The organism is Waterburya sp. (genome assembly GCF_058530065.1).
In genome coordinates, this window is the sequence record NZ_JBZNBU010000209.1 from 1 (window position 1) to 12928 (window position 12928).

Consider the following 12928-nt stretch of genomic DNA (forward strand, 5'->3'; position numbering starts at 1 on the left):
TTCGGCAAATATAATTGAAGAAAGTCTCTTAGAAAGCGATCGCATCAAACAGTGGATGTGGCCTCAAAATTTTACTTCTCTATCGGGAAAACTCAGTCCTGGCAATACTTTTACTAGTTCCCTAGGATTGGTGGAAATCGAACATAAAGTAGAAATAGTCGAAGATAATTCCTTGCGTTTGGTATTGAGTAAAGGGATCGACGGCTTTCACGAATGGCATTGGGGTGATGGTTGGTTGCAGTCTCGTTTGGAAGGGATTTCTTTGCTACCGCTAAATCTAGGGCAGACTTTTAGTTTGTTTCGTTTGCGTCAATATCTTCAGGCACAGAAAATTAAAGCTTAATGCTTGAGCGAGTGGTCTGATGTAAACATCTAAATAACGTTTACTGACAGCTAATATCAGTGGCGAGTTCAATAGGAACGACAACAAGCTTGCTATAATAAGCCTATACTTTACCAAAGTTTACAATATCCGAGTCTTAACTCAATATATGAAATGCACTATTAATCGTCGCGCTCAGTTTTCCGCGAGTCATCGCTACTGGCTACCAGAATTAGACGAAGCAGAAAACCAACGTCTTTTTGGTGCTTGTAGTCGTTTTCCAGGTCACGGACACAACTATGTTTTATATGTCTCCTTAGAAGGAGATTTAGATAAGTTTGGCATGGTAGAAAACTTATCTGTAGTCAAGCAAGTTATTAAACAAGAAGTTACCAACCAACTCAACTATTCTTATCTTAATGATGCGTGGTCGGAATTTAAGTCAACTCTGCCGACGACAGAAAATATCGCTAGAGTAATTTGGCATAAACTTTCACCCCACTTACCTTTAGTTAAGATTCAATTATTTGAACATCCCGAACTTTGGGCGGAATATCAAGGAAACAATATGGAAGCTACTTTAACCGTAAAAACTCATTTTAGTGCAGCTCATCGTCTGGCATTACCCAGTCTTAGTTTTGAAGAAAATCAAGAAATCTACGGCAAATGCGCTCGTCCCAACGGACACGGACACAATTATCATTTAGAAGTAACCGTAGCGGGTGAAATCGATAATCGTACGGGAATGTTAGTAGATTTGGGCAAATTACAAGCAGCGATCGACGAATATGTTGTTGAGCCTTTCGATCATACTTTTTTAAATAAAGATATTCCTTATTTTGCCGAAGTAGTCCCCACTGCGGAAAATATTGCCGTGAGAATTGCTGACCTGTTGAGATCTCCCATAAAAGAATTAGGATGCGAATTAGACAAAATCAAACTAATTGAAAGTCCTAACAACTCTTGTGAAATTAACTGTCGTGCTGCTAAATCCGAACAAACTGAAGTTGCACAACAAAAACCTGCAATGGTCTAGTTTATATTTTTAATTTGATTTTATAGATAGTCTTGCGATCGCAGGGCTATTTTTTATGAGTGTGCGATTCGTTGATACCCGAATCCTCTAGAAAATAGAGAGCATAAGGTATCCAAGGGATGGCGGAGAGAAAACCACAAGTACCTTGAACTGAGTTATGGATTTAGAACAGGACGAAGCGCACACGACGCACAGAAAAAACTGTTTCATAATCTAAACTCCCAAAGTAGACTTGTCCGAGCTTTGGTTTTTAGTTGACAAATTTTGAGAACCTAGCCTTAGTATAGTGGTGAAATAAAATCTAATTAAATAATTTATGAACATTCTCGATCGCGCTATGGGCTGGACTACGCTAATTTCTTTTCCTGTTTTTCTTGTAGCGGCTTTCCATTCTCCTGCTATGGCTGGCAGTATTGGTAGCTGTGCGGATAATCTAATGGCTAATGGTGTTGGTAAATCTGCTGCTGCTGCTGCCTGTTCTGATGCCCTCAAACCGAACGATTTGGCTGATTGTGTGGCAAATATTGCTAATAATACCGATATTCAAGGTAATGATGCGCTGCAATCTTGCTACCGCGTCCGCAGACCAAATGAGTTAGCTAACTGCGTTACTTCAATTAGTGGCGGTTTAGAAGCAAATAAGTCAAAAATGGCTTTGGATGGTTGTCGTCGCAGCTTACTACCCGAACGTTATGCAGAATGTACTATCGATTTAGCTGGTATTTCTCAAATATCTAGCGAAGAAGCGATGAAAAGTTGCATTGCTGCGGAATTTAACCCTAGTGAAGTAGCCCCTGAAGCTAGCGATACCGAACAATAATAAATTAATCAACCAAAAAAATAGAACTAAAAAAAGGGACAGAATATTTGTCCCCTTTTTATTATTGACGAACAAAAAGTTTATAGCCAAAAGCTATCAAACTACATTACTTGTTCTACTTCTACTATTTCGGGAATTTTTTCTCTCAAACGGCGTTCGATACCCATTTTCAATGTCATTGCCGAACTGGGACAAGATCCGCAAGCACCTTGCAATTTTAGTTTCACAATCGGACCTTCAATTTCAGCTAATTCGACGTTACCGCCATCAGCCATAAGATAGGGACGTAGTTCGTCTAAGACGGTTTCTACGTTATCGGTAGTTAGTGCTAATGCCATAGTTGTTTGACTAATTGTTTTATACTACTAATTAAATTTATCCTAACGCGATCGCGCTAATGATTTTTGATCTGTAATTCTAATTATGCCACCCTAGCAGGTTCTAATAATTTAGTTTCTGAAAAAATAAACTCAGTAGTAATTTTTTCATCGTTGGTATCAATAGCTTCGATGGTTTGATGTTTGGGAACATAATATTTGCCTAGCTGTTCGTAGCTTTCGACGAATTCACGCTTGGCTTTGAGGTTGTTAGTTTTAGCATCGCGGAAGATAGCATTATAGCCAGTAGAAATATAACCTTCCCCCGTATCCAGACTTTCGTTGGTATTAATTACAAAAGCCATTGGACCCATGACGCGACTTACCTGACAAATCTCCGTACCGCGAATTTTATAGTTAGAACCCATAGCATCGCCTTTGACCAGGATTTCTACCGCCCCAGTATTATCTTCTTCCCCTAGGGTAAAAGTACTTTTACCGTGAGCATTTTCAAAAGTATTCCGCTTGCGATGAGTAATGATATCTCTCATTTGGTTGTAAACGCTTTCTGCAACCTTCTCATCTTCAATACCAGTTACTTCTACGGTTAGGTCGGGATTTACCTTAATATCGGCTGTATAAACTTCGTCTCCCTGCTTGAGTTCGAGTTTGGTGGTATAACCAGGAAACTCACTATCCCAGGTGTAACGATTCTCATAAGCGGCGCGAAAGCGATCGCGTGCGGTGTTATCTGTCATATTAGTTTTATCTTCGTTCTTATCTTTTATCTAGTGTAGAAAAATTTACTACGCAATAACCGTTTTGAGAAAAACAATTTGTCAGATAATTAAATAAAATCAGAATATTTACTCATTCGGTATTGCTCAAAACATAGATTTTTCTGACAATCTGTTAATTTGATATAAAAGGATGTTTTTTGGATAAACTATCGTGCATTTATACGATTCTAGTTTCAATCTCGATAACCCCGAATCTTGGTTAATCTTAATTATGTACGTAGGTTTTTGGGTATATAGTTATTATTCTCTCATAGTTTTTCTGATTCATACTCGCCAAGAAAATCGCTTAAAATCAGATCTGGAAAATAACCCTCATGATGCTGAAGGCTTGATAGTTGATAGTTAAACCCCCAGAGATGAGCAAGCCTAACTGAGAGCAGTAAGACAATGGATAGGGAAAAGTTTACTATAAAGTAACTTCACTCTGTCTTTATTATGTTACCTACTGTTTCCACTGTAGATTTATTTAAGCTGGCTTCGGGAGATATTTTATCCTTACAAGTCTATAAATTCCGAGGCGATCGAGCTTTGAAAAAAGCCTATATCCAGTCTAATTTACACGGTGCGGAAATTGTCGGTAATGCAGTCATTCATCAGCTAATTGAATATTTAACTGAATTAGATTCTTCCCAGCTACAGGGAGAAGTTTGGCTAGTACCCGTATGCAATCCTTTGGGAACAAACCAGCGATCGCATTTTTTTTCTACGGGTAGATTTAATAACTACGACGGTAAAAACTGGAATCGCATTTTTTGGGATTATGAAAAAGAAACTGACGGGTTGACGGAATTTGCCCAATCTCAAATCGATCTCGAACCAGCAGTTATTAGAAAAAATTATCTGGAAAAAATACAAGCAGCTTGGCAACAAGAATTAGCACGAGTTAAAACTCCTCGCAGCGTATCCGTTAGCCGTCACTATCGCGCCGCTTTGCAATCTCTTTGTTTGGATGCCGACTATGTAATTGATATTCATAGTTCTAGCAATCAGGCGATCGATTATACTTTTGGCTTTCAAGAAAAAATCGAGAGTGCCAAATACTTGTTATTAGATTACGGTATTTTGATGGATGAATACGATGGGGATGCTTTTGATGAAGCTTTTTTAAAACCTTGGCTGGCTTTAGAATGGGCATTGGGTATGCTAGGTAAAGAAATTAAATTCGATCTAGAATCTTGGACTCTAGAATTGGGTGCGGGAATGGCGATGAACCCAACTTCTGTAGCTAAGGGAGTAGCGGGAATTAAAAATTATTTGGCACACAAGCAAATTTTAACTTTATCCGAACCAATTCGAGAAGCAGATATTACTCTAGTCTCGAAAAGCAAGATTAATAGTTACTATGCCCCCACTGGTGGTATGATTCAATCCAGATTATCTCTCAATACTCAAGTTCAGCCAGGAGATATAATTTATCAGCTTCTCAGTTTTAACAAACAAGGTAAACCACCTGAAGTAATTAAGATTGCAGCAGAAACAGCAGGAATTGTTTTTGATATTTCCACCAATCAATGCGTCAATCAAGGGGAATATGTAATGGATATTTTAGACTGTTAGGAATGTTATGTCTGACTAATAACTAACAACTAATAACTAACAACTAATAATGAATCAACCAATAGCAGAATTTAATCTAGAAAATTCCTTTACAACTATTCCTATTGCCCCCGAAGGATTTAAGTCGGGTTTTGTTGCCATAGTTGGCAGACCTAACGTGGGAAAATCAACTTTAATGAATCATTTAATCGGGCAGAAAATTGCTATAACTTCTCCCGTTGCCCAAACAACTCGCAATCGCTTGCAGGGAATTTTAACTACTCCTCAAGCTCAGATTATTTTTGTCGATACCCCAGGAATTCACAAACCCCATCATGAATTGGGCAAAGTTTTAGTTCAAAATGCCAAAACTGCGATTAAATCTGTAGATTTAGTTTTATTTATGGTTGATAGTTCGGTAGATGCAGGGACAGGCGATCGCTTTATTTTCGATCTTTTAAAAAGACTAGATACTCCTGTAGTTTTGGGCTTAAACAAAGTAGATTTACAACCTAGTAATTGTCAGTTTATTGATGATAGTTATGCTAGCCTAATTGCCGAAACCAATTGGTCTACAGTTAAGTTTTCTGCTACTGCTGGAACGGGAACAGATAAACTGCAACAAGTATTAACAGATAAGCTAGAATCTGGTCCTTACTATTATCCTCCCGATTTAGTAACCGACCAACCAGAAAGATTTATTATGGCAGAATTAATTAGAGAGCAAATTTTATACCATACTCGCCAAGAAATTCCCCATTCCGTAGCTATTACCATTGAAAAAATAGAAGAAAGTGCCAAAATCACGAAAATAAATGCAGCAATTAATATCGAACGGAATTCTCAAAAAGGAATTATCATCGGCAAAAAAGGTGCAATGCTCAAAACTATTGGTACTGCTGCCAGGAAACAAATCCAAAAGTTAATTTCAGGAAAAGTTCACTTAGAATTATTCGTCAAAGTAGAGCCTAAATGGCGACAGTCTCGCTTGAGATTGGCAGAGTTTGGCTATCAAGTAGAAGACTAGATAAATGAATTACTGCGCTTTTCACATGGGTAGACCACATAATTAAACTTTAAAAACTAAGAACTAAGAACTAAAAACTAAAAACTACGAACTAGTAAATTTTCCCAGAGAGCTATTCAACTGAAAACGGCTGTAAATTAAAGAAAGCTAATAACTAATAACCGATTGAATGAGCGATAATCATTTTTCTCAGCAAGATCTCAAACAACTATTTCCTTTTGGGGACATTCTAGATTTAGAAGCTTCGGGGACGCAATCTTTAGAAGCTTGGTTTCTGGGACAAAAAGCCGAAAATTTAGACGAGTTTGAAAGTTTGATTCTCGAAGCAATTCGAGATCAGGCATTCTGGCGTAGGAATTTTTATCCAGGCGATCCGACACAGATCGACGAACAAATCAAACGACAGCCAGAATATATTCAAACCATAGATACCCTCAAAGAAAGCTATAGATCTCTATTGGCGTTTTTAAAAAAGTCCGTTCCTTTCTTTAGTATGCGTTACCAGGGACATATGAACTGGGAAGTGACTATGCCCGCCATGTTGGGTTATTTTGCCGCCATGCTTTATAACCCCAATAATGTAGCTTTTGAGGCTTCCACGGCTACAACTATTTTAGAAATGCTAGTCGGGGACGATCTCTGTAAAATGCTCGGCTACAAGCTACCTAGTTGGGCGGAAATCGAGGCGGGGGCGTTGCGCCCTTGGGGACATCTCACCTGTGGCGGTACTGTCGCTAATATCGAAGCAATTTGGTCTGCCCGCAATCTTAAGTTTTATCCCCTGGCACTCCAAGAAGCCCTCAACAATGAGCCAGAATTTGTCGCAGCTAAATATATCGAAGTACCCTTAGCTAACGGAAAAACCGAGATACTAGCAGAATTAGATCTTTGGCATTTACTCAACCTCAAGGGCGACGATATTTTAGCCTTGCCAATCCGCTTGCAACAGGAATATCAAATAGAAGCAGAAACTATTAATCAAGCTATATCTAAATATTCTCTACAAAACCTGGGCATTCAAGAATTTTACCGTCGTTCCTTAGCAGATTTAGCCCATTCCCCTGTTTTAATTGTTCCTGGCACAAAACATTATTCTTTTGCTAAGACTACCGCTTTATTAGGCATTGGTTCGGCTAATATCATTGACGTACCCGTAGATAAAGATGCGCGGATGAATGCCACAGAACTCGATCGCATTCTTCAAGACTGTCTGGACAAAAAACAACCTGTATATTCCGTGGTAGCGGTAATGGGTAGCACCGAAGAAAGTGCTGTCGATCCTTTAGTTGATGTGTTGGCACTACGGGAAAAATATCGCCAACAAGGTCTAGAATTCACGGTACACGCCGATGCTGCTTGGGGTGGCTATTTTGCTTCTATCTTGCGGGAAGATGAATTTAAAATATCAGTAGAATCTCACAAACCCAGTTGTGCGATCGCTATGAGTAAATACGTTACCAAGCAATTTGCAGCCTTGGGACAAGCGGATTCTATTACTGTCGATCCTCACAAGTCTGGCTATATCCCCTATCCCGCAGGGGCATTATGCTACCGCAACTCGGCAATGCGCAATTTAGTTACTTTTGCTGCCCCAGTCGTCTTTCACGGGGGTACAGAACCTTCCGTGGGAGTATATGGAGTTGAAGGATCGAAACCAGGGGCAGCAGCAGCAGCGGTATATCTGAGTCATAAAGTAATTCGTCCTACTAAAAGCGGTTATGGCAAAATTCACGGACAAGCTTTGTTTAGCTGTAAAAAGCTTTATGCCCGATTGATTGCGATGGCACGCCCCGAAGACTGGTTTATCGTCGTACCAGTACCTAGATTGCCCGCCGAAATTAACGGGGGAGATATGCAGAAACAACTAGAATTTATTCGTCATCGCATTGATGGTAAAACCAACGAAGAACTATTAGCAGATTGCGAGGCGATGAATTTTCTCTCGGAATTAGGACCCGATCAGAACATTCTTACTTATGCCTTTAATTTCCGCCGACTCAATGGCTTCTTGAATACCGACTTAGCCTTAGCCAACCGACTGAATAAGGCTATTTACGATATGCTTAGTATTAATCCTGGAGATGATATTTATGGCTATCCCTTAATTGTCAGCACTACTGACTTTACTAAAGCTGATTATGGGGAAGAGTTTATTGAGAACTACAAACAACGTTTGGGAGTAGCTGATTCCCCAGGAGATACGATAACTGTGTTGCGTTCTACAGTGATGGAACCTTGGCTGACAGAAACCGCAAAAGGTTCTTTTCTTAACGTCATCGAACAAGAATTTCGCAAGGTAGTGGCGAAAGCTTTATTCCGCGATTCTTTGTTGGAGATTTTTGAAGAATTTGATACCAATCAAGATGGAGTATTAGAAATTGATGAAATCAAGGCAAAATTTAAAGAGTTGGGCTATAGCGATCGCGAAGTAGAAAATTTCTGGAAAATGAGCGATCTAAACCGCGATAATACTCTTTCTGTAGCTGAATTTATCAATAGTTTTTCGCAATTTCTCGTTCTTTCTTCTAGGGGGAAAAAGTTTTCAAGTTAGTTTTTAGCAATCAAACGGAGTGGGGGCTGTGTTGAAGTTAAAAAGTAGTGTTTTATTACTGACTATTATCTGTATAGTTGTAACAGGATTGGGTATTTATTTTCTGGGTGGAATCGATCGAGAACAACTACAGGAGTGGTTACAACAATTAGGTATTTGGACTCCAATTATATATATACTGCTCTATATCTTAGCAACGCTGCTTATTTTACCTTCAACCCCCCTTAATTTAACGGGAGGAGCAATATTTGGTATTTGGTGGGGAACAGTTTGGACGACGGTAGCAGCAGTAATGGCAGCCATAATAGCTTTTGCTTTTACCCGTACTATCGGTCGAGAATTAGTTACCAAAAAATTAGCAGGGCGTTGGCAAGCGATCGACGCAGAAGTACACCAAGGTGGTTTATTTTATATGTTTGCGATTCGCTTGTTACCAATTATTCCCTATGGCTTGGTTAACTTTACCGCTGGCTTGACTTCCATTCGTTATGGAGATTATTTAACAGGCACAGTTCTAGGTACAGTTCCAGGGGTTTTACCTTTCGTGATGATGGGAGCGGGATTGCAGGCATTATCCCAAGGAAATATCTTCCCCCTAATGTTTGCTTTTACCTTAATGGGAATGCTAGTTGGTGGTGCGACATGGTATCGTCGTCGCCGTCATAATCCTCAACAGAGTCTACAGCAAATAGAACGCACACAAGATTTAGATTAGAAAATATCAACCCCATTATGTTTTGAAAACTAAAAAGGATCAAGAGAAAAATCCTTTGACCCTTTGCTTTTCCACAATATTTATCAATCAACCAATAAAGGGAAAATAAAATAACAACAACTAATGAGGATAATCACCTTGGCGAGCATTACTGTCTACTCTGGGTTGGATGACTCCATAACCGCCATGATTGCGAATATAAATCACATTGATTTCACCACTATCTTTGTTGTTAAACATATAAAAATCGTGATCTACTAACTGAAGTTGCCTCAAAGCTTCTTCTACAGTCATCGGAGGCATGGCAAAATATTTACTCCTGACAACTTCAGCGGGTAACTCTGGATGGCGATTTTCAGCTAAAGTTTCTGTTTCGACAATATTATCTTCAACGATTTCTTCTTGACGAATATGTGCGTGACTTTTTTTAGCTAAATGTTTTTCTTTATACTTGCGTAGTTGGCGGGCAATCTTATCTGCAACCATATCAATACTTGCATAAAGATTTTCGCTTCCTTCTTGCGCCCGAATTACCGTACCATTGGCAAATACTGTAACTTCTGCTTTATGTTTTCTTTCGATCCGAGAATTACGAGCTACAGATAAATGAACATCTACTTTGCTAGTGATATTTTGGAAATGTTTGACCGCCTTTTCTAATTTTTGTTCGACGTAATCGTGGATTGATTCTGTTACTGCAATGTTATTTCCTTGGATCAAAAGCTTCATACTCGTTACTCCGTATTATAGGGTTAAAAGCTATGAAAATAAGTACAACAATGTTATCTATAAGTTGCAGGTAGATGTACGAATCATCGATCTGAAACAAGTACACTTAAATTACTAATTTAATAGTAAATAAAGATAAATCTTCAGATTTATTAATGTATTCCTACTTTGATATTTTTGAGAACCAGAAAATATTGCTATGAATCAAAATGAACCATCGCAGATAATTTTATAGTTACTCTAAAACACTTTGAACCCAGATAATTAGATTGATTGACAATTAATTAATTAGGTGAAAATGATTTGTTTTAATTAAAATCTTCCGAACTTTAGATGTTTGACTTTGAGATAGTTTGCCGTTTGGTTTTATTCCTTGCAATTTCCTCAAGCAATGCTGTTTTCTCTATAGCTTTATACTTAAGATACTAGCACTTTGTATCTTGTAAAACATTAGAAGTTCCAATTATTTTTATCTTCTGTTACATTGGTTGACATTTATTAAAAAAGACTAGCAATATGACAACAAAAAAAAGAAATTGTACTCTAAAAAATCAAAAATTGGTGAAATATAATGATGCTCTATCATACCAGCGATCGCTGGTAACCGAAAGAATCAACGATTTTAATCTCAATGATGTTTTAATTTTATTAGAACATCCTCCCGTATATACATTAGGTACTGGTTCGACTTTAGATTTTTTAAAATTCGATCCGCACGCCTGCGATTTTGAAATTCATCGTATCGAACGAGGAGGAGAAGTTACCTATCATTGCCCTAATCAATTGGTAGGCTATCCCATAATGAACTTGCGTTATTATCAGCAAGATTTACATTGGTATCTCAGACAACTAGAAGAAGTAATAATTAGAACTGTCGCCAATTACAATTTAGAAGCCTATCGCATACCAAAATTAACGGGAGTTTGGTTAAAGGGAAAAAAAATAGCTGCCATTGGGATTAAAGTAAAACGTTGGATTACTATGCACGGTTTTGCTTTAAATGTATGTCCCGATCTAGAAGGTTTTAAACATATTATTCCTTGTGGCATTGCCGATAAGCCAGTGGGAAGTTTAGTAGAATTTATGCCCAATATTACGGTGGAACAGGTACGAATTGATGTAGCCCAAGCTTTTGCCGAAGTGTTTCCAGTAAACTTAGTTGAAGAATAAATCATTCAATCGATCGCCAAACAACAAACAATATTTATGAATCAAAATAGACTCAAACCCCTAGCTAGCTATAATTGGCAAAATATAAAATTAATTGCCTCCGATCTGGATGGAACTTTAACTAGAACCGAACGGTTCGACTCTAGTTTATTCGAGACTTTAACTAGGCTACAAAATGCGGGAGTAGCTGTTTTAATTACGACAGGAAGATCGGCAGGATGGGTTCAGGCAATCGTAAATTATTTACCCGTAGTTGGTGCGATCGCTGAAAATGGTGGTTTGCTTTATTGGCGCAATGATATTCAACCAAAATTATTCAGGGAGTTAGATCTTGAAGAACATCGCTTGCAGTTAAAAAGAATATTTCGACTGTTACAAAGTAAGTTTCCCCAGATTCAAGAGTCGCCAGATAATGCTTTTCGTTTAACTGATTGGACTTTTGAAGTAACAAACTTAAGTATAAAAGAGTTACAACAGATTGAAGCTATTTGTAACCAAGAAGGTTATGGTTTTACATACAGCACAATTCAGTGCCACATCAAACCTTTGCACCAAGATAAAGGAAATGCCCTTAAAAAAATTATCCCCCAATATTTCCCCCATTCGATCGCGGGAGAAATCCTGACCATTGGTGATAGCCCCAACGACGAATCTCTATTTAATCCCGAACAGTTTCCTTTATCAGTGGGAGTGGCAAATATTATTAAATATGGCGATCGCCTGAAATATCTTCCTGCATACATCACCAACAAATCTGAAGGAGAAGGATTTACGGAATTAGCCAACGCGATCGTTACTTCTTGAAAGGGTAATGAGTAATAAGTACAAACTAAAAACTAAATTTACTATTCTCGGTAGTGTTTTAATAACTGTAAATATTATGAAATATTATGCACTCAGATTCAGCCGAATTAATTAGAGTTAATTTTGTCAAAGAAAAAGAAACGGCATACCAGCGTATCTACAAGCGATCGCCGATCGTTTCTAGTATATCTTTGGGTTGGGATAATTTGGGGATTGCTTATGATTGGTATCCTGTAGAAAAAGTCCCTAAGATTATCTCGCAGCAACACGGCATTGGTATTTTTCTGGATGTACCATCTCCCTGTCTGACTGAAAGACATATTAACGGTAAGTTTAAACGAGAAAAAGTCACACAAGGTAGTTGTGTGATTATTCCTGCTAACACCAGTCAGTATGCAGAATGGAACAAAGAATCTGGCGCATTAACTATAGCGATCGCACCAACCGCTTTTGCTCAAACCATCCATGAAATAGTAGATCCAGATAGAATTGAACTGTTACCTTTATTTGCCACTCCCGATCCTTTTATTTATCAGATGGGTGTAGCCCTAAAATCTACTCTAACTCAGCCGAGTAATACTAGTCGTCTGTATGCTGAGAGTTTGGTCAACACTCTGGCTTTGCATTTGTTAGAGCATTACTGCACTACTAGATTTAACCTACGAGATTCTAGATCGGGAAAGTTACCCCAATATAAATTGCAACAAGTAATTGAATATATAGATGCTTATTTAGATCGCCATCTCAGCCTCAAAGAATTGTCTAACGTAGTGCAAATGAGTCCTCATTATTTTGCCAAGCTATTTAAACAAAGCATGGGTATAACTCCCTATCAATACATTATTCGCTGTCGTATCGAACGAGCTAAATATTTAATTCAACACGGTAAACTATCTTTGTCTGATATTGCTGTTCGGGTAGGCTTCAACGACCAAAGCCATTTTCACCGTCATTTTAAAACTATAGTTGGCGTAACTCCTAAAACCTATGCCAGAAATTATCAATGATACAAATAGCAATACTTCTCGTTTAAGAGTTTGAGTTTATCTGTGAAGGATGGGTAAAGGGAAATGGTTAAAGGTCAAAGGATCGTATTCAAAA

At 38.2% G+C, this 12928-nt stretch carries 14 protein-coding genes; 11 read left to right on the forward strand and 3 right to left on the reverse strand.

Going from position 1 to position 12928, the window contains the following annotated elements; all coding sequences use genetic code 11:
* Window positions 1-10: 10 nt before the first annotated feature.
* The 3 genes from AC33VI_RS12860 (at window position 11) to AC33VI_RS12870 (ending at window position 2178) form a co-directional block, all read left to right on the forward strand.
* Window positions 11-343 (forward strand): hypothetical protein, encoded by a 333-nt coding sequence (locus tag AC33VI_RS12860; RefSeq protein ID WP_491782677.1) that lies wholly within the window; start codon window positions 11-13, stop codon window positions 341-343.
* 148 nt (window positions 344-491) lie between these two features.
* Window positions 492-1358, forward strand: coding sequence for a 6-pyruvoyl trahydropterin synthase family protein (locus AC33VI_RS12865; RefSeq protein WP_491782664.1), 867 nt, complete (start codon window positions 492-494; stop codon window positions 1356-1358).
* Between the two features lie 316 nt (window positions 1359-1674).
* Window positions 1675-2178: a hypothetical protein gene (locus AC33VI_RS12870; RefSeq protein ID WP_491782665.1), complete on the forward strand. Its 504-nt coding sequence runs from the start codon at window positions 1675-1677 to the stop codon at window positions 2176-2178.
* A 101-nt stretch (window positions 2179-2279) separates the two neighbouring features.
* Here the strand turns inward: AC33VI_RS12870 and AC33VI_RS12875 are convergent, their stop codons facing one another.
* Window positions 2280-2516 (reverse strand): NifU family protein, encoded by a 237-nt coding sequence (locus AC33VI_RS12875; RefSeq protein WP_491782666.1) that lies wholly within the window; start codon window positions 2514-2516, stop codon window positions 2280-2282.
* Between the two features lie 83 nt (window positions 2517-2599).
* On the reverse strand, window positions 2600-3253 hold the full coding sequence (locus tag AC33VI_RS12880; protein WP_491782667.1) for a DUF3386 domain-containing protein: 654 nt from the start codon (window positions 3251-3253) through the stop codon (window positions 2600-2602).
* Window positions 3254-3446: 193 nt separating this feature from the next.
* Between AC33VI_RS12880 and AC33VI_RS12885 the strand changes: the two genes are divergently transcribed.
* From AC33VI_RS12885 to AC33VI_RS12905, 5 genes are all read left to right on the forward strand, one after another.
* Window positions 3447-3641: a hypothetical protein gene (locus AC33VI_RS12885; RefSeq protein ID WP_491782668.1), complete on the forward strand. Its 195-nt coding sequence runs from the start codon at window positions 3447-3449 to the stop codon at window positions 3639-3641.
* Window positions 3642-3730: 89 nt separating this feature from the next.
* A complete protein-coding gene (locus AC33VI_RS12890; RefSeq protein ID WP_491782669.1) occupies window positions 3731-4852 on the forward strand; it encodes a succinylglutamate desuccinylase/aspartoacylase family protein in 1122 nt (373 codons plus the stop codon).
* 49 nt (window positions 4853-4901) lie between these two features.
* Window positions 4902-5858, forward strand: a complete 957-nt coding sequence (gene era, locus AC33VI_RS12895) for a GTPase Era (RefSeq protein ID WP_491782670.1) — start codon at window positions 4902-4904, stop codon at window positions 5856-5858.
* A gap of 169 nt (window positions 5859-6027) precedes the next feature.
* The gene (locus AC33VI_RS12900; RefSeq protein WP_491782671.1) at window positions 6028-8409 is read left to right on the forward strand and encodes a pyridoxal-dependent decarboxylase; all 2382 of its coding nucleotides are present in this window, start codon (window positions 6028-6030) and stop codon (window positions 8407-8409) included.
* Window positions 8410-8437: 28 nt separating this feature from the next.
* Window positions 8438-9124, forward strand: coding sequence for a TVP38/TMEM64 family protein (locus tag AC33VI_RS12905; RefSeq protein WP_491782672.1), 687 nt, complete (start codon window positions 8438-8440; stop codon window positions 9122-9124).
* Window positions 9125-9244: 120 nt separating this feature from the next.
* Here AC33VI_RS12905 and hpf read toward each other — a convergent pair whose 3' ends face one another.
* Window positions 9245-9853: a ribosome hibernation-promoting factor, HPF/YfiA family gene (gene hpf, locus AC33VI_RS12910; RefSeq protein ID WP_491782673.1), complete on the reverse strand. Its 609-nt coding sequence runs from the start codon at window positions 9851-9853 to the stop codon at window positions 9245-9247.
* Window positions 9854-10369: 516 nt separating this feature from the next.
* Here hpf and lipB point away from each other — a divergent pair.
* The 3 genes from lipB to AC33VI_RS12925 all read left to right on the forward strand — a co-directional run bounded on the left by lipB (window position 10370) and on the right by AC33VI_RS12925 (window position 12834).
* Window positions 10370-11023, forward strand: coding sequence for a lipoyl(octanoyl) transferase LipB (gene lipB, locus AC33VI_RS12915; RefSeq protein ID WP_491782674.1), 654 nt, complete (start codon window positions 10370-10372; stop codon window positions 11021-11023).
* Window positions 11024-11059: 36 nt separating this feature from the next.
* Entirely contained in the window at window positions 11060-11827 is a 768-nt protein-coding gene (locus AC33VI_RS12920) for an HAD-IIB family hydrolase (protein WP_491782675.1), read from the forward strand.
* 86 nt (window positions 11828-11913) lie between these two features.
* Window positions 11914-12834, forward strand: a complete 921-nt coding sequence (locus AC33VI_RS12925) for a helix-turn-helix domain-containing protein (protein ID WP_491782676.1) — start codon at window positions 11914-11916, stop codon at window positions 12832-12834.
* Window positions 12835-12928: the final 94 nt, after the last annotated feature.